At 61.6% G+C, this 17,806-nt stretch carries 15 protein-coding genes; 7 read left to right on the forward strand and 8 right to left on the reverse strand.

Translation table 11 applies throughout. The annotated features are described in order from the left end of the window. The first annotated feature begins 6 nt into the window (after window positions 1-6). Window positions 7-2,043 carry a sensor histidine kinase gene (locus AC09SL_RS10335; RefSeq protein ID WP_058542622.1) on the forward strand — a complete coding sequence of 679 codons (2,037 nt, stop codon included), beginning with the start codon at window positions 7-9 and terminating at the stop codon, window positions 2,041-2,043. 2 nt (window positions 2,044-2,045) lie between these two features. Then, entirely contained in the window at window positions 2,046-2,627 is a 582-nt protein-coding gene (locus tag AC09SL_RS10340) for a cob(I)yrinic acid a,c-diamide adenosyltransferase (protein ID WP_058542623.1), read from the forward strand. Window positions 2,628-2,740: 113 nt separating this feature from the next. On the opposite strand, the gene AC09SL_RS10345 is transcribed toward AC09SL_RS10340, so the two are convergent. The 4 genes from AC09SL_RS10345 to secA form a co-directional block, all read right to left on the reverse strand. Continuing rightward, a complete protein-coding gene (locus AC09SL_RS10345; RefSeq protein ID WP_058542624.1) occupies window positions 2,741-3,685 on the reverse strand; it encodes a Nudix family hydrolase in 945 nt (314 codons plus the stop codon). Continuing rightward, complete coding sequence (locus AC09SL_RS10350; RefSeq protein WP_058542625.1) at window positions 3,682-4,314, reverse strand: glutathione S-transferase family protein; 633 nt, start codon at window positions 4,312-4,314, stop codon at window positions 3,682-3,684. The genes AC09SL_RS10345 and AC09SL_RS10350 overlap by 4 nt, the downstream gene beginning before the upstream one ends. Window positions 4,315-4,379: 65 nt before the next feature. Next, entirely contained in the window at window positions 4,380-5,597 is a 1,218-nt protein-coding gene (gene argJ, locus AC09SL_RS10355) for a bifunctional glutamate N-acetyltransferase/amino-acid acetyltransferase ArgJ (protein WP_058542626.1), read from the reverse strand. A 119-nt stretch (window positions 5,598-5,716) separates the two neighbouring features. Next, a complete protein-coding gene (gene secA, locus AC09SL_RS10360) occupies window positions 5,717-8,452 on the reverse strand; it encodes a preprotein translocase subunit SecA (RefSeq protein WP_058542627.1) in 2,736 nt (911 codons plus the stop codon). Between the two features lie 307 nt (window positions 8,453-8,759). On the opposite strand from secA, the gene AC09SL_RS10365 reads away from it, so the two are divergent. Further along, window positions 8,760-9,215 carry a DUF721 domain-containing protein gene (locus AC09SL_RS10365; RefSeq protein WP_064107032.1) on the forward strand — a complete coding sequence of 152 codons (456 nt, stop codon included), beginning with the start codon at window positions 8,760-8,762 and terminating at the stop codon, window positions 9,213-9,215. 137 nt (window positions 9,216-9,352) lie between these two features. Here the strand turns inward: AC09SL_RS10365 and AC09SL_RS10370 are convergent, their stop codons facing one another. After that, complete coding sequence (locus tag AC09SL_RS10370) at window positions 9,353-10,843, reverse strand: helicase HerA-like domain-containing protein (RefSeq protein ID WP_058545371.1); 1,491 nt, start codon at window positions 10,841-10,843, stop codon at window positions 9,353-9,355. Between the two features lie 190 nt (window positions 10,844-11,033). Between AC09SL_RS10370 and AC09SL_RS10375 the strand changes: the two genes are divergently transcribed. From AC09SL_RS10375 to AC09SL_RS10385, 3 genes are all read left to right on the forward strand, one after another. Continuing rightward, window positions 11,034-12,155 carry an N-acetylglucosaminyl phosphatidylglycerol synthase gene (locus AC09SL_RS10375; RefSeq protein ID WP_064107031.1) on the forward strand — a complete coding sequence of 374 codons (1,122 nt, stop codon included), beginning with the start codon at window positions 11,034-11,036 and terminating at the stop codon, window positions 12,153-12,155. A gap of 179 nt (window positions 12,156-12,334) precedes the next feature. Continuing rightward, window positions 12,335-13,099 carry an N-acetylglucosaminyl phosphatidylglycerol deacetylase gene (locus AC09SL_RS10380; RefSeq protein ID WP_058545372.1) on the forward strand — a complete coding sequence of 255 codons (765 nt, stop codon included), beginning with the start codon at window positions 12,335-12,337 and terminating at the stop codon, window positions 13,097-13,099. Beyond that, window positions 13,096-14,091 (forward strand): glucosaminyl phosphatidylglycerol flippase, encoded by a 996-nt coding sequence (locus AC09SL_RS10385; RefSeq protein WP_058545370.1) that lies wholly within the window; start codon window positions 13,096-13,098, stop codon window positions 14,089-14,091. The genes AC09SL_RS10380 and AC09SL_RS10385 overlap by 4 nt, the downstream gene beginning before the upstream one ends. Window positions 14,092-14,095: 4 nt before the next feature. Here AC09SL_RS10385 and AC09SL_RS10390 read toward each other — a convergent pair whose 3' ends face one another. Together AC09SL_RS10390 and purU are read right to left on the reverse strand one after the other, a co-directional pair. Continuing rightward, window positions 14,096-14,269, reverse strand: coding sequence for a hypothetical protein (locus AC09SL_RS10390; RefSeq protein WP_196764486.1), 174 nt, complete (start codon window positions 14,267-14,269; stop codon window positions 14,096-14,098). A gap of 213 nt (window positions 14,270-14,482) precedes the next feature. Continuing rightward, the gene (purU, locus tag AC09SL_RS10395; RefSeq protein WP_003205089.1) at window positions 14,483-15,331 is read right to left on the reverse strand and encodes a formyltetrahydrofolate deformylase; all 849 of its coding nucleotides are present in this window, start codon (window positions 15,329-15,331) and stop codon (window positions 14,483-14,485) included. Between the two features lie 306 nt (window positions 15,332-15,637). Between purU and mvaT the strand changes: the two genes are divergently transcribed. Then, entirely contained in the window at window positions 15,638-16,015 is a 378-nt protein-coding gene (gene mvaT / locus AC09SL_RS10400; RefSeq protein ID WP_042732166.1) for a histone-like nucleoid-structuring protein MvaT, read from the forward strand. Between the two features lie 81 nt (window positions 16,016-16,096). Here mvaT and sbcB read toward each other — a convergent pair whose 3' ends face one another. Next, window positions 16,097-17,533: an exodeoxyribonuclease I gene (gene sbcB / locus AC09SL_RS10405; protein ID WP_058545369.1), complete on the reverse strand. Its 1,437-nt coding sequence runs from the start codon at window positions 17,531-17,533 to the stop codon at window positions 16,097-16,099. Between the last annotated feature and the right edge of the window lie 273 nt (window positions 17,534-17,806).

Consider the following 17,806-nt stretch of genomic DNA (forward strand, 5'->3'; position numbering starts at 1 on the left):
AGTCTGATGCCATTGCGCCAGCGCCTTGAAAACCTCCCGGTCGGCCAGAAACTGCTGGCCGCCCTGTTGGTGTTGTTGACCACTGTCCTGCTAGTGGCCAACCTGACCTTTATCAGCGCCGCCTACTACATTTCCCAGGAAAGCATGGCGCCCCAGGCCCTGCAGACCATTGGCCGACTGGTGGCCAACCCGAGCCTGATTTCCGACGCCCTGCAATCGCCACAAAGCGCCCAGCGCTTGCTCGATGAGCTCAACAGCTACGCACCGCTACGGGCGGCGGCGCTGTACGACGGCCAGGGCGAACGCCTGGCACAACTGCAACAGGGCGAAAAGCTCAAGCTGCCGGACCAATACCGCAACATACAAGCCTGGCAGGCGGGCGAGTTTCGCAGCAACCAGATCATTACCCTGCCCCGTCCCGGCACGCTGCCCGGCCATCTGTTACTGGTGGCCAGCAGCGAATTGCCGACCGCGTTCTACACCGGCACCCTGACCGCCAGCCTCGGCATCCTGATTTTCAGCGTGTTGCTATGGCTGGTCATTGCCCAGCAGATCAAGCGCCTGATCACCCGGCCGATTCATCAACTCGAAGAACTGTCACGCCAGGTCACCCGCGAAGAGAACTATGCCCTGCGTGCCGCACGCGGCAACCACGATGAGATCGGTAGCCTGGCCGAGGCGTTCAACACCATGCTCTCGCGGATCGAAGCCCGGGAACAGCAACTCAAGCGCGCGCGGGACGACTCCCAGGCCGCTTACGACCAGGCCCAGGGCCTGGCGGAAGAAACCCGCCATACCAATCGCAAGCTGGAGCTGGAAGTCCAGGTGCGCAGCAAGATCGAGAAAAAACTCACGGGCTTTCAGAATTACCTCAACAGCATCATCGACTCCATGCCCTCGGCGCTGATCGCCCTCGACGAACAGCTCTATGTCACCCAATGGAACCAGGAAGCCAGCGCCCTCTCCGGCACACGGCTGGACGAAGCGCTGAACCAGCCGATCTTCCTCGCCTTCGAACCGCTCAAACCCTACCTGCCGCAGCTCAAGCAGACCGTCGAGCAACACACAGTGGCCAAGATCGAACGCGTCACCTGGACCAAGGACGACGAAGCCCGGCATTACGCCCTCACCTTCTACCCACTGATGGGCGGCGCCGGGCGTGGCGTGGTCATCCGGATCGATGACATCACCCAGCGCCTGTCGCTGGAAGAAATGATGGTGCAATCGGAGAAAATGCTCTCGGTCGGCGGTCTCGCGGCGGGCATGGCCCATGAAATCAACAACCCGCTGGGGGCGATCCTGCACAACGTGCAGAACATCCGCCGACGCCTGTCGCCGGAGTTGCCCAAGAACCTCGAACAGGCCGAGCAACTGGGCATCGACCTGCCGGTGGTCAATCGTTACCTGCAGAGCCGGGAGATTCCGCAGTTGCTCGACGGCATCCAGCAGGCCGGCGCCCGGGCGGCGAAAATCGTCACCCACATGCTCAGCTTCAGTCGTCGCAGCACCCGGCAGATGGCGCCTTGCGACCTGCCGGCGCTGATCGACCAAGCGGTGGAAATCGCCGGCAACGACTTCGACCTGGCAATCGGTTTCGACTTCAAGGGCCAGGCGATCATTCGTCAATTCGACCCGAACCTGGGCCCGGTACCTGGCACGGCCAACGAATTGGAACAGGTGCTGCTCAACCTGCTGAAAAACGCCGCCCAAGCGATCCACCAACGCCAGGACGACAGCGAACCGGGGCGCATTATCCTGCGCACGCGGTTGAATCCTCCGTGGGCGGAAATCCAGGTCGAGGACAACGGCATCGGCATGAGCGAGAACGTGCGCAAACGCACCTTCGAGCCTTTCTTCACCACCAAGGAGATAGGCCAGGGCACGGGCCTTGGCCTGTCGGTCTCGTATTTCATCATCACCAACAACCACAAGGGCCAGATGGAAGTGCAGTCGGCGCCGGGCCAAGGCACCTGCTTCACCTTGCGCCTGCCCCTGGCGAGCACCCCGATGGTGCCGCAGGAAAACAAACAACTGGAGCGCTGAGCATGGGTTTTCGCCTGTCGAAGATTTACACCCGCACCGGCGACAAAGGTGAAACCGGGTTGGGCGATGGTCGCCGCGTGGCGAAGGACCACCCACGGGTCGAAGCCATCGGCGAAGTGGATACGCTAAACAGCCAGCTGGGGTTGTTACTGGCCGGCCTGGCCGCTGAAATGGGTCGATACCCGGCACTGAAGGAGGTCATCGACGTGCTGACACCTTGTCAGCACCGGCTGTTCGATCTCGGCGGCGAACTGGCCATGCCGGCCTATCAGGCGCTGAACATGGCAGAAGTCGAGCGACTGGAAACCGCGATTGATGTGTGGAACGAGGAATTGGGGCCGCTGGAAAATTTCATCCTGCCCGGCGGTTCGAGCTTGATTGCCCTGGCGCATGTCTGCCGCAGCCTGGCCCGCAGTGCCGAGCGGCGTTGCCAGCAATTGAACGCCATGGAGCCATTGGCCGGGCCAGGGCTGGCCTATATCAATCGGTTGTCGGACCTGCTGTTTGTGGCCGCGCGGATCATTGCCCGGCGGCAGGGGGTGGCTGAGGTACTTTGGGTGGCGGCGGCCAAGCCTGGGGACTGAATCGTTCCTGAGGCCGCCATCGCGAGCAAGCTCCCACACTCGATCTTCGGCGTTCACAGCCTCCCTGTGGGAGCGGGCTTGCTCGCGAAGGGGCCAGCAGCCACACCACAAAATCAAGCCCCTGGCCAGAACGCCCGAATCCCCGCCACACCCTGCGCCCCGGTCTCCCAGGCTTTTTGCCGCTCGCCAGGCCCGACCCCACCCAATAGGTAAACCGGCCTATCGAAGCCCTCGATCAACCGCGCCGCCTCTGCCCACCCCAGCGGCTGTGCGTCGGGATGGGTCTGGGTTGGTTGCACCGGCGAGAGTGTCACGAAGTCCACGTCCATCTGCTGCGCCAGGGACAGTTCCTCGGCGTTATGGCAGGAGGCCGCCAGCCAGCGGTCCTTGCCAAACGGTCGACCGGCCGCTGCATGCTTGCGCAATTGCGCGGCGGTGATGTGCCAGCCGGCAGAAGGAAAATCCCCCAGCCATTCGAACGGTCCCTTGAGCATCAGCTGGGCCTTGCCGGCACACAGCCCCGCCGCGTCCACCGCCAGGTCGCGGTATTGCGGGTCGTAGCCGTTGGGAGCACGTAGCTGGACCAACTTGATCCCGCCGGCAATCGCCTGCTGTATGCCGCGCAGTAAGGTCGGCGTCTCAAGGCCATCAGGGGTGATCAGGTACTCACCCGGCAAACGGGCCGCCGCGACGATCGGCTGATTGGCTGCCGGAAACTCATGGTTCGTCAGATCACGGGCCGTCACCCAGGCCAACGGCTGCCCTTCGGCGCCGTGGGGCTCGCCGGTGAACGCCGAGACTTCCCAGACATCCAGCAATACCTGCTTGTCCGGGTAATCGTGACGCACCTTGATCAACGGTCGCGCGGCATCGACGACAATGCCCAGCTCTTCATGAAGTTCGCGGGCCAGGGCGGTTTCGACAGATTCATCGGCCTCGACCTTGCCACCGGGGAATTCCCACAAGCCGCCCTGGTGCTGGGTGTCGGCCCGTCGGGCAATCAGGATTTTACCGGCGGCATCGCGAATGACCGCTGCCGCCACATGGACTCGTTTCACCGCGCAGTGTCCTCCAGGCCAGCTTGTTGCCACGCCTTGAACGCCGGCCATCGATAAAGGGTTTCGACGTAGGCCTCATCGACCTCCGACAGTTTGACCTGGTAAGTGCGCAAGCGCACGGCAACAGGGGCAAAAAATGCATCGGCCAGGCTCACGCGGCCGAACAGGTAGGGACCGGTTTCGGTCGCTGCGGCACGGCATTCTGCCCACAGCGCCAGCATCCGCTCGATTTCCACCTGGACGTCGGCCGGCATGGGCGACAGCGGTGCATCGCGCAGCAGGTCAAAGGGCATGTTGCTGCGGATGGCGAAGAAGCCGCTGTGCATTTGTGCACAGGCCGAGCGCGCCTGGGCCCGAGCGGCCACATCCTTGGGCCAGAGACCGGCATCGGGGAACTGTTCGGCCAGGTATTCGGCAATCGCCAGGGAATCGGCGATCACGCCGAACTCGGTCTTGAGCAACGGGACCTTGGCTGTGGCCGAATACTTGAGCAGCTTCTGGCGGGTGTCGGGTTGATCGAGCCTGACCAGTTCTTCGGTGTACTTCGCGCCGGTCAGCGCCAGGGCCAACGCGCCGCGCAGGGACCAGGAGGATAGATCTTTGTCGCCGATGATCAGGTGCAGGCTCATGTGAATTCCTTTCTTATGGTTCTGAGGTGTCTGCTCGCGATTGGAGCAGCTCGGTCCCGAGCGTGTTAAGTCCGGTACTCAGCGTTGATCTTCACGTACTCGTGGGACAGGTCGGTGGTCCAGATCGTTTCGCTGCAATCCCCACGTCCCAGTTCGATACGGATGGTGATCTCCTCCTGCTGCATCACCGCCGCGCCTTGGGCTTCGGTGTAGGTCGCAGCACGGGCGCCTTGGCTGGCGATGCAGACTTCACCGAGGAACACGTCGATCTTGCTCACGTCCAGCTCAGGCACGCCAGCACGGCCAACGGCGGCGAGGATCCGGCCCCAGTTCGGGTCGGAGGCGAACAGTGCGGTCTTGATCAGCGGCGAGTGGGCCACGGTGTAGCCAACATCCAGGCACTCCTGGTGATTGCCACCGCCGTTGACCTGCACGGTCACGAATTTGGTCGCGCCTTCGCCGTCACGCACGATGGCCTGGGCCACTTCCATGCACACTTCGAAAACAGCCTGCTTCAAGGCGGCGAACAGCGGGCCGCTGGCTTCGGTGATTTCAGGCAGGTTGGCCTTGCCGGTGGCGATCAGCATGCAGCAGTCGTTGGTGGAGGTGTCGCCGTCGATGGTGATGCGGTTGAACGACTTGTTGGCACCGTCAAGCATCAGGTCTTGCAGCACCTGGCGCGAGACTTTGGCGTCGGTGGCGATGTAGCCGAGCATGGTCGCCATGTTCGGGCGGATCATGCCGGCGCCTTTGCTGATACCGGTCACGGTGACGGTCACGCCATCATGCTGGAACTGGCGACTCGCGCCCTTGGGCAGGGTGTCGGTGGTCATGATGCCGGTGGCGGCGGCGGCCCAGTTGTTTTCCGACAGGTCATCGAGGGCGGCTTGCAGCGCGCCTTCGATCTTCTCGACCGGCAGCGGCTCGCCGATCACGCCGGTGGAATACGGCAGTACCTGGCTGGCGTCGACACCGGTCAGTTCCGCCAGCTTGGCGCAGGTGCGTTCGGCAGCGGCCAGGCCTGGCGCGCCGGTGCCGGCATTGGCGTTACCGGTGTTGGTCAGCAGATAACGCACAGGCCCCTGCACGCGCTGCTTGGCCAGGATCACTGGAGCTGCGCAAAAGGCGTTGAGGGTGAACACGCCAGCGACCGTCGAGCCTTCGGCGCAACGCATGACCACGACATCCTTGCGCCCGGGGCGCTTGATGCCCGCCGAAGCAATACCGAGTTCAAAACCGGCAACCGGGTGCAACGTTGGCAACGGACCAAGACCAACAGCCATGAATGCGCTCCTTAATAAATAAATCGATGCCGCTTCATCGAGACGGCGAATCAAAATGGCAAAACGCCGCGACAGGGGCTGGCCTGTCGCGGCGCGGGTCGTTCAGCGTTGAAACGGGTTTATTGGATCTGCCCGTGGCAATGCTTGTATTTCTTGCCCGAACCGCAATAGCACAGTTCGTTACGGCCCAGCTTCTGCTCGTTGCGCACCGGTGCGGTCGCCAGGGCGACATCCACTTCGACGGCCTCTTCGGCGGCCACTTCCAGGCCAGGGGCTTGGGCGTGTTCGAACTGCATGCGTGCAGCCAGGGCTTCGGCTTCCTGGCGCAGACGGGCTTCTTCCTCGGCCGGGTCTTCGCGGCGAACCTGAACGTGGGACAGCACCCGGATCGAGTCGCGCTTGATCGAGTCGAGCAATTCGGAGAACAGCGTGAAGGACTCGCGCTTGTACTCCTGCTTCGGGTTCTTCTGGGCGTAACCACGCAAATGGATACCGTGGCGCAGGTGGTCCATGGTCGACAGGTGGTCTTTCCACAAGTCGTCCAGTACCCGCAGCACAATCTGCTTCTCGAAGGAGCGCAGCGCCTCGGCGCCGGCCTGGTCTTCCTTCTCGTTGTAGGCGGCGATCAGTTCGGCCAGCAGCTTCTCGCGCAGGGTTTCTTCATACAGGTGATCGTCTTCGTCGAGCCATTGCTGGATCGGCAATGCCACACCGAAGTCGCTCTGCAAGGCGGCTTCCAGGCCAGCGACGTCCCACTGCTCCGGCAGCGACTGTGGCGGGATATGGGCGCTGATGGTGGCGTTGAGCACGTCCTGGCGGAAATCGGCGATGGTTTCGCCAATGTTGTCGGCGGCCAACAAACTGTTACGCATGTGATAGATCACTTTACGCTGTTCGTTGTTGACGTCATCGAACTCCAGCAATTGCTTGCGGATATCGAAGTTGCGGCCTTCGACCTTGCGCTGGGCCTTCTCGATGGCGTTGGTCACCATGCGGTGCTCGATCGCCTCGCCTGGCTGCATGCCCAGGGCCTTCATGAAATTCTTCACCCGGTCAGAGGCGAAGATGCGCATCAGGCTGTCTTCCAGGGACAGGTAGAAACGGCTGGAACCGGCGTCGCCCTGGCGACCGGCACGGCCACGCAATTGGTTGTCGATACGGCGCGATTCGTGACGCTCGGAAGCGATCACCTGCAAACCGCCGGACTCGAGTACCTGCTGGTGACGCTTCTGCCAGTCGGCCTTGATCTGCGCGATCTGCTCAGGCGTAGGGTTTTCCAGGCTGGCGACTTCCACTTCCCAGTTGCCGCCCAAGAGGATGTCGGTACCACGACCGGCCATGTTGGTGGCGATGGTCAGCGCACCCGGGCGACCGGCCTGGGCAATGATCTCGGCTTCCTTCTCGTGGAACTTGGCGTTGAGCACCTTGTGCTCGATGCCTTCCTTGTTGAGCAGGGCGGACATGTGCTCGGAGGTTTCGATGGTGGCGGTACCCACCAGGATCGGACGGCCCTGGGCCATGCATTCCTTGATGTCGTTGATGATCGCCGCGTACTTCTCTTCGGCGGTCAGGAACACCAGGTCGTTGTAGTCTTTACGGGCCAGCGGCTTGTTCGGTGGAATCACCATCACTTGCAGGCCGTAGATCTGGTGGAACTCGAACGCTTCGGTGTCCGCGGTACCGGTCATGCCGGACAACTTGTTGTACAGGCGGAAGTAGTTCTGGAAGGTGGTCGAGGCCAGGGTCTGGCTCTCGGCCTGGATGTTCAGGCCTTCCTTGGCTTCGATGGCTTGGTGCAGGCCTTCGGACAGGCGACGCCCCGGCATGGTACGGCCGGTGTGTTCGTCCACCAGTACGACCTGGCCGTCCTGCACGATGTATTCGACGTTGCGATGGAACAGCTTGTGGGCACGCAGGCCGGCATAAACGTGGGTCAGCAGGCCCAGGTTATGGGCCGAGTACAGGCTCTCGCCTTCGGCCAGCAAACCAACACGGGTGAGCATTTCCTCGACGAACTGGTGACCGGCCTCGTTGAGTTCGACCTGGCGGGTCTTTTCGTCAACGGTGTAGTGCCCGGCCTGGGTCACTTCGCCTTCGACTTCCTCGACGTGCAACTTGAGCTGCGGGATCAGCTTGTTGATCTCGATGTACAGCTTGGAGCTGTCCTCGGCCTGACCGGAAATGATCAGCGGAGTACGGGCTTCGTCGATGAGGATGGAGTCGACTTCGTCGATCACGGCAAAATTGAGTTCACGCTGGAATTTTTCTTCCATGCTGAACGCCATGTTGTCGCGCAGATAGTCGAACCCGAATTCGTTGTTGGTGCCGTAGGTGATGTCGGAGGCGTAGGCGGCGCGCTTCTCTTCCGGGGGCTGGAACGGCGTGACGACGCCGACGCTCAGGCCGAGGAATTCGTAGAGCGGGCGCATCCAGTTGGCGTCGCGGCGGGCCAGGTAGTCGTTGACCGTCACCACGTGCACGCCCTTGCCGGACAGCGCGTTGAGGTACACGCCCAGGGTCGCCACCAGGGTCTTGCCCTCACCGGTCCGCATTTCGGCGATCTTGCCTTCGTGCAAGGTCATGCCGCCGATCAACTGGACGTCGAAGTGGCGCATGCCCATGACCCGCTTGCCGGCTTCACGGGCGACCGCAAAGGCTTCGGGCAGGAGCTGGTCAAGGGTTTCCCCCTTGGCGATGCGGTCCTTGAATTCGGCAGTCTTGGCGCGTAACTGATCGTCCGAAAGGGCCACCATTTGCTCTTCGAAGGCATTGACAGTCTGTACCGTCTTGAGCATGCGCTTGACTTCACGCTCGTTCTTGCTTCCAAAAAGTTTCTTTAACAAAGGCGCAAACATATCGGCAGGATCTTCCACACTAAAGGGATGGAGGGCGGCCCCATGAGTCGCCCGTGCAGCCCTCATGGCCGCATGCGAACGAGCATTCTACCCGGAAACGATGGAGAGGAAAGTGGCGTTATTCCACGATGCTGGCACAGCGCTGTGACGGGGCTTGCTTAAAATAAGGACTTTTGCGCGAACTTCAACCCACTCAGCGCAGAAGTTATTCGTCGATTATGTCGCCAAAAGCCGCTGGGCGAGAGGGTCGAGGCGCATCTGGCGCTTTCTGCTACCATGGCGCCTCTGTCACTTGCGGTATTCATTCATGGCCTTTCGCCCACTTCCAGCCAAGGCGCCCGCCGTTCTGCTGCGCGAAGCCAAGCCGCTGAAAGCCATCTTTGGCCACGCCAGGCGCCTGGGTCACCTGCAACGCCTGCTCGACAGCCAGTTGCAACCGGCCGCGCGCGAGCATTGCCATGTGGCCTCCTGGCGCGAAGGCAGCTTGCTGCTGATCGTCACCGACGGCCACTGGGCCACGCGCCTGCGCTACCAGCAAAAACGCCTGCTGCGCCAACTCCAGGCGTTTGAAGAGTTCGCCAACCTGACGCGGATCCTGTTCAAGGTACAACCGCCCACCGTCCAGGTCGGCGCCAAGGGGCACACGCTGGATTTGTCCACCGACGCCGCCGCGACCATCCAGGCCACCGCCGATGGCATCACCGACCCCAACCTGCGGGCGGCGCTGGAGCGGTTGGCGGCACATGCGCGGCCCAAGGGCTGAGATTTTCGGCGCCGGTTGGATAGCTATCGCGAGCAAGCTCGCTCCCACAGGGGATCTGCGGCGGACACCTATTTCGTGTACGACGCCAACTCCATGTGGGAGCGAGCTTGCTCGCGAAAGGAGCAACTCGGTCCTGACTACCGACGGCGCTTGCTGCCCCCCAGCAACGACCCCATCAACCCACGCACCAATTGCCGGCCCAACTGATTGGCCGCCTGGCGCATGGCCGATTTCAATGCCTGGCCGGCCGCGGTGCCGAGGAACTCGCCGGCTTTTTCGGTAAAGCTCGGTTCTTCAGTCGTCGGCTTGCCCGGCGTCACTTCGGCCTGCGGCTCCAGCCCCTTGCGGCCCATCAGCACCTCATAGGCCGATTCGCGATCAATGGGTTTGTCGTAGCGTCCTTGCAACGGTGAACTGGCGATCAACCCGGCGCGCTCGGCCTCGCTCAGCGGCCCGATGCGCGATTGCGGGGGCGCCACCAGCACGCGCTGGACCACTTCCGGCGTGCCTTTTTCCTGCAAGGTGCCCACCAGAGCCTCACCGATGCCCAGTTCGGTCAGCACCGCCAGGGCATCGAACTGCGGGTTGGGCCGGAAACCGTCGGCCACTGCCCGCAGGGATTTCTGCTCCTTGGCAGTGAAGGCCCGCAACCCGTGCTGGATGCGCAAGCCCAACTGTGCCAGCACGTCGTCCGGCAAGTCGCCCGGCGACTGGGTCACGAAATACACCCCCACGCCCTTGGAACGGATCAGCCGTACCACTTGCTCCAGGCGTTCCTGCAAGGCCTTGGGCGTCCCGGCAAAGAGCAGGTGCGCCTCGTCGAAGAACAGCGCCAGCAGCGGCTTATCTGCGTCGCCGCGCTCGGGCAACTGCTCGAACAGCTCGGCCAGCAGCCACAGCAGGAACGTCGCGTAGACCTTCGGCGCTTCATGGACCAGACGGCTGGCGTCGAGCAAGTGAATGCGGCCACGGCCATCACTGGCCGGTTGCAGGATGTCTTCGAGCTGCAAGGCCGGCTCGCCGAACAATGCGTCCGCGCCCTGCTGCTCCAAAGTGGACAAGCGTCGCAACAACGCCTGGCTGGAGCCGGTGGTCATCAGGGCCGCGTCGTCCCCCAGCAACTCAGGGTTGTCCTTGAGATGGTTGAGCAGCGCCTTCAGGTCCTTGAGGTCCAGCAGCAACAAACCCTCGCGATCAGCCACCTTGAACGCGGCGTAGAGCGCCGACTGCTGGCTGTCCGTCAGTTCCAGCAGACTGCCGATCAACAACGGGCCCATTTCACTCAAAGTAGTGCGCAGTGGATGACCGGACTGGCCGTGGATATCCCACAAGGTCACCGGATAAGCCTGGGGATTGTGATTGAGCCAAGGCATGCCGGCGATGCGCTCGGCGATCTTGCCCTGGGGGTTGCCGGCCGCGCCGAGACCGCACAGGTCGCCCTTGATGTCCGCCGCGAACACCGCCACGCCGGCGTCGCTGAACATCTCGGCCAGGCGTTGCAAGGTGACGGTCTTGCCGGTACCGGTGGCACCCGCCACCAGACCATGACGGTTCGCCAGGCGCATGGCCTGGGCGATGGGCTGGCCGCTAAGGTCGGCACCGATAATGAGTTGCGATGAGTCAGGCATGTGGTCACCTGTGATGTTTGCGATATGACGCCATTTTGCACGCTTATATAAAAGCATGCCTGGCGCAGTAAGATCCTGGCGCCGGGAATAATAGCCTGCGAACCAGGACTGGCCCCATCACCGTCCCCACAACCCCAACCGAACATCTATTCTTACCAAAGGTCAACACTGGAGAACACTGACCGGAGGGATGTTCATCGTGCATATAGCGGACATAACCATGTTCTACGCCCCCGCCAGCGGAGGCGTGCGCACTTATCTGGATGCCAAGCACCGGCGCCTGGGTGATCGGCCCGGTATTCGTCACAGTCTGTTGATCCCCGGCGCACATTTGAGCGAGCACGATGGGATCTACAAGGTTCCGGCCCCTGCACTGCCGTTCGGCAAGGGCTATCGTTTCCCCCTTCGCCTGGCCCCCTGGCGCAATGTCCTGCGCGATCTACAGCCCGACCTGATTGAAGTCGGCGATCCCTACCTCACGGCGTGGGCCGCGCTGGATGCCCGTCGCCAGCTCGACGTGCCCGTCATCGGTTTTTATCACTCCGACCTGCCACTGCTGGTGAGCAACCGCATGGGCAACTGGTTCACCCCCAACATCGAAGCCTATGTCAGCAAGTTGTACGGCAATTTCGACCGAGTCCTGGCGCCGAGCCAGGTCATGGCCAACAAACTGATCGGGCTGGGGGTCAAGAACGTCTACGTGCAACCGTTGGGCGTCGACCTGCAAACCTTCAACCCGGCCGCCCGTGACCCGGAGTTGCGCGCCGAGCTGGGCATCGCTGAAGACGCACGCCTGCTGATTTTCGCCGGTCGCGGCTCCAAGGAAAAAAACCTGCCGGTGCTGCTCAAGTGCATGAAACGCCTGGGCGAGCGCTACCACCTGCTGTTGGTGGGCTCGTCGATGCCCGCCGTGGTGCCGGACAACGTCACGGTGGTCGATGAATTCTGCCCGGCACCACAAGTCGCCCGGCTCATGGCCAGCGCCGATGCCCTGCTGCACGCTGGCGACCAGGAGACCTTCGGCCTGGTGATCCTCGAAGCCATGGCCAGCGGTATTCCCGTGGTGGCAGTGGCAGCGGGGGCCTTCACCGAAATCGTCAACGAAGACTGCGGCTTGCTGTGCACGCCCAACAACCCACAGGCCATGGCCAATGCCGTGCGCCAACTGTTTTACGAAGGTGCTCAGCGCCGGGGGATTCTGGCACGCCGGCATGTGGAGGGTCATTACGCCTGGGATACCGTGGTCAACAGCCTGCTGGGGCACTACTACGCCGTGCTCGGCGAGCAAATGCCACTGTTGGCCAATGGTTGAGGCGAGGTCCATGTCGATGAATCACTTGCCCAGTGTCCTGTTTCGCAAATACGTTTCTTTCTTGGCGAGTGGCTGTTGTCGTCAGGCAAGGCGCCGCGATGAGTCATAGCCCGCTATGGCGAGGAGCGGCAACGCAGCATGACGACAACAGACACCGTCAAAAAGGAACAGTATTTGTGATACAGGACACTAGCGTACTCCTGGTGCTACACGACGTGGCACCGCAAACCTGGCCCGACTACCAGCCCTTCGTCGAAGCCGCTGACGCCCTTGGCCAGGTGCCGATGACCTGGTTGGTGGTGCCGGACTTTCATCGCAACAATGCCCTGGAGGCTCACCCCGGCTTCCGGCGCCTGCTCGACAGCCGGGTCGAGCGCGGCGACGAACTGGTGTTGCATGGCTACTACCATTGCGACGACGGCCCTGGCGCCCGTCATCCCAAGGACTGGTTCATGCGCCGGGTCTATACCCATGAGGGTGAGTTCTACAACCTGTCCGAGGCCGCCGCCCTCGCCCGCCTGCGCGCCGGTATCGAAACCTTTGAACGCTACCACTGGCCACTGGAGGGTTTCGTCGCCCCAGCGTGGCTGATGAGCGAAGGCACGCGCCAGGCCTTGCGCCAGTTGCCCCTGAGCTACACCAGCGACACCCAACACCTTTATCGCCTGCCCGACTTCACCGCCATCGACGCGCCGGGGCTGGTCTGGAGCGCTCGCAGCGCCTGGCGCCGTGGCCTGTCGAAAGTCATCAGCGACCAACGCGAACAGCGCTGGCGCCGGGCCCCGGTGATCCGCCTGGGCCTGCACCCGGTGGACATGCGCCATACCTTTTCCCGGGACTATTGGCTGCGCACCCTCGAACGCCTGCTCAACGACGGTCGCGTGCCGATGACCAAAGTCGGCTGGCTGGCGACCCAGGGGCTGCGGGTCAGCAGCGCCGCATGAAACGGCTGATTTGGCTGGGCGCCGCCCTGCTCACGGCGTTACTGGTGCCGCTGCTGGTCGGTGGTGGGGAAATGTGGTCGCGAGTGCAGCGCTTTCCCTTGTCGCTGCTGCTGGCCATGCTCGGCATGATCGTGCTGTGCTGGGGCCTGAACTCCATGCGCTTGCGCCTGCTGCTGGGTGAACACCGTGGACGCATCGGCGGGCTGAAGAGCATCGGCGTGGTGATGGCCACCGAGTTCGCCCTGTGCGCGACGCCCGGTGGCAGTGGCGGCCCGCTGACGCTGATGGCCCTGCTGGCGCGCAACGGCGTGCGCCCGGCCCATGGCAGTGCAGTGTTTGCCATGGATCAGTTGAGCGACTTGCTGTTCTTCCTCTGCGCCTTGGTGGGCATTCTGTTCTACGCGCTGTTCCAGAACCTCAGCCAGCGCATGGAATGGATGCTGGCGTTAAGCGCGATTTCATTGTCTGGCGGGCTGTTCGGCTGCGTGCTGGTGGCCCGGTATCACCGCAAGCTGATCCTGCTGGGCGCTCGACTGCTGCACCACCTGCGCGTAAAAGCCGTCACCCGTCGACGTTGGGCGCGCAAGATCCTGAACTTCCTGGCAGCGTTCACCGACACCTTGAAGCTGCCAAAGCAGACGCTGTTCCAGGTCTTCGGCCTGACCTGTCTGCATTGGGCGCTACGCTACAGCGTGTTGTATCTGGTATTGAAGGGGCTGGGAGCGGATCTGCAGTGGGCCTGGACTTTCCTGGTCCAGATGCTGTCGCTGAGTGCGGGGCAATTCAGCCTGCTGCCGGGCGGCGCCGGGGCGACCGAGCTGACTTCGGCGGCGTTGTTGGCCCCCATGGTGGGCAAATCCACCGCGGCGGCGGCGATTCTGATCTGGCGGGCGGTGACCTATTACTTTTACCTGGTGGCCGGCGGGCCGGTGTTCTTGCTGATGGTCGGACGGCCGTTGCTCAAGAAACTGATCAGGCTCAGGCAGGCCTGACACATCACGGTTTCTGTTCGGGCTCGTCCTGGGGATGCAGTTGCTCCCACAATTGCGCGGCATCGGGAAACTCAGTGCCGTCCTCCGGGCCCAACGCGTCTGGGTCGTAGCGGCTGAGGCAGCCCTCACCCAGGGTGGGGGGCGCCTTGGAGGTGGCTTTGTCCAACGGATCGGTCATGGCGCAATGCTGCTCCCGCAAGAAGGTTGCCCGAATCTAGAGGCCAGAGATTGTTCCCGCTCGGCTGCGCCTGTAGCTGTGTAGGAGCTGTCGAGTGCAACGAGGCTGCGATCTTTCCCCGACCACTTGAGTCTCAAGCGAACGATCAAAATCAAAAGATCGCAGCCTTCGGCAGCTCCTACCAAAGCCCAAAGCCCAGTGTCCAAAACCCAGTCAGAACACCACGGTCTTGTTGCCGTGCACCAGCACCCGGTCTTCCAGGTGATAACGCAGGCCCCGGGCCAACACCATCTTCTCTACGTCACGGCCGAAACGCACCATGTCTTCGATGCTGTCGCTGTGGCTGACGCGCACCACGTCCTGCTCGATGATCGGGCCGGCATCCAGCTCTTCGGTCACGTAGTGACAAGTGGCGCCAATCAGCTTCACACCGCGCATCGACGCCTGGTGGTACGGCTTGGCACCGACGAACGACGGCAGGAAACTGTGGTGGATGTTGATGACCTTGTGGGCGTATTCGCGGCACAAGGCCGGCGGCAGGATCTGCATGTAGCGGGCCAGCACCACCACCTCGGCATCGTGCTGCTTGACCAGCCGCGAGACTTCGGCGAACGCCGGCTGCTTGTCCTGCGGGTTGACCGGCACGTGGTAGTACGGGATACCGTGCCATTCCACCATGCTGCGCAAGTCGTCATGGTTGGAAATCACACAGGCGATGTCGCAATCGAGCTCATCGCTGTGCCAGCGGTGCAACAGGTCGGCCAGGCAGTGAGACTCACGACTGGCCATCAGCACCACGCGTTTTTTCTGCGCGGTGTCGGTGATACGCCAGTCCATCGAGAACTCTTCGGCAATGGGGGCGAACGCTTCACGGAAGGCTTCGATACCGAAGGGCAGCGAGTCGGCACGAATCTCGTGACGCATGAAAAACCAACCACTTTGATTGTCCGAGTGATGGCTTGCTTCGGTGATCCAGCCGTTATGGGACGCCAGAAAGTTACTGACTTTAGCAACGATGCCGACGCGGTCCGGGCAAGCAATCACCAGACGAAAAGTGCGCATTAGGGAAACTCCAGAACTTCGCAAAGGCGGCCATTCTAGCCATTGCGCGGCAAAACTGCAGTATCGATGACGCGCCACATCCTCGACGACGGCCCCAGGCCATGACCGGTGCGGCCCGGGAGCGCAGGCTATATGTGTGAACCGATGTGAAGAGACTGTCAGGCTATTTAACTGCAACACCCATTTTTGTGCTGCAGCACTAATTAATTAAATAAAACACCGGTTAAATGTTTACTTGATGAAACTGTCTGATTACTATTGCCGCACTGTGTCCTTGTCACCCGCGTCCTACATAAGGTAGTCCACATGTCCTTGATCAATGAATACCGCGCCACAGAAGAAGCCATCAAAGAACTGCAAGCTCGCCTGAAAAACCTGTCCCAAGACGACAAACTGCAAACCGAGCTTGAATTCGAAGGCAAACTGCGCACGCTGATGGGCGAATACTCCAAGTCGCTGCGCGACATCATTGCCCTGCTGGATCCAGATGCCAAATCGAGCAAAGCACCACGTGGCGCCGTGAAAACTACCGGTACCAAACGCGCTCGCAAAGTTAAGCAATACAAGAACCCGCACAACGGCGAAGTCATCGAAACCAAAGGTGGCAACCACAAGACTCTGAAAGAGTGGAAAGCCAAGTGGGGCGGTGACGTGGTTGAAGGCTGGGCAACCCTGCTGGGCTAAGCCTCAGCGGTTCGCACCATTCTTTGCGAACACAAAAACGCCAGCGATTGCTGGCGTTTTTTTTGCCTGTGATTTTTTACTTCATCGCGGCTCAAGGCTTAAACGTTTGCGCAATTGCTGGCTGTAACCCTGCCACTCCCTGAGTACTTCTTGCTGCACTGGCGTAGACAGGGCCATCCACTCCCCCATCGCCTTATCAAAACTTTCCAAGGTATTAGGCGCGCCCCATTCCGGGGTTGACAGCCGTTGTTGACAGAAAAGTCTCCAACGTTCCTGCTCTTCGGGGCTCAACGTATCCGGAAAGTTGCGTGCGCGATATCGGAACAATAGTTCCGGCAAACGCTCATCATCAAAAGGCCAGCGTTCTTGGGTCAATTGCACCGGGTCCGCCATACGGACTTGTTCACATAAACGCCGATCGCGATCCCCCAAAAAACCTGCGTACAACTGTTGCTCGGGATCCTCGCTGGCGGTGAAATCCTCCCGACCATAAATAGCCTGAAGTTTATCCTGCCAAACTTTCTGTGCGTCTGTTAGCCGCAATGCCCGCTGCTGATAGCCCTCCATATCCAATTCCAGTCGCTGCTGGTCTTCGGCGCGCAGCACCGCCAACGGCGCGATTACCGGGCATTTGTTGATATGAATAAGCTTGAGGGGCACCGGCAACTCACCTTCGAGCAATTCTTCACGGCGGGTATACAAACGCTGGCGCAGGCTTTCGGCATCGTCGTCCAGCAGGCCTTGGGGGTCCAGGTGCAGGTCGCAGACGATCAGGGCGTTGCGGTTTTTCGGGTGCCAGGCCAGCGGCAAGACCACGCCGACGTAATGACGCGCCGCCGAGAAGCGACCGGAAATATGCACCATAGGCTGCAACAGGCGGATCTGGTCCATCACCTTCTGTTTGCTGCGCAACTGGAACAGCCAGTCGTAGAGCCGGGGCTGCTGCTGACGGATGAGGCGGGCCAGGGCGATGGTCGCGCGCACGTCCGACAATGCATCGTGGGCCTGGCCATGGTCGATGCCATTGGCGGCGGTCAAGCGCTCGAGCTTGAGGGTCACGCGACCGTCCTCTTGCGGCCAGACAATGCCTTGCGGGCGCAGCGCATAGGCCGCGCGCACCAGATCGATCAGGTCCCAGCGACTGTTACCGCCCTGCCATTCCCGCGCGTACGGGTCGAAGAAATTTCGATAGAGGCTGTAGCGGGTCATTTCATCGTCGAAGCGCAGGGTGTTGTAGCCGGCGCCACAGGTGCCGGGCGCGGCGAGTTGGCCGTGGACACGGGTCATGAAATCGGCTTCGCTCAAGCCTTTTTCGGCCAGGCATGTCGGGGTGATACCGGTAATCGCACAGGCCGCCGGATGAGGCAGGATGTCATCGCTGGGCCGGCAATACAGGTTCACCGGTTCGTCGATTTCATTGAGCTCGAAATCGGTACGGATACCCGCCACCTGCAAGGGCCGGTCGCAACGCGGGTTGATGCCGGTGGTTTCGTAGTCGTACCAGAAAATGGAAGTCACGGGCTGTTCCTGAACTGAAGACTGGCGAAGTCTAGGCGCTCGAACCCGCCTGCGACCAGCAGTCTGTAACTTTTGAAGACCAATGCGCAGTTCCACCACCCACCCCATGTGGGAGCGAGCTTGTTCGCGATAGCGGTGGTTCAGCTTGCATCAATGTTGAATGGACTGCCGTCATCGCGAGCAAGCTTGCTCCCACAGTTGATCTGCGGTGCCCACGAATCTGTTGCAAACCATGAAATGACACACACAGTTGTATCGTTTGCCCGCACGAAG

The sequence above is a fragment of the Pseudomonas sp. PF05 genome (assembly GCF_056521845.1).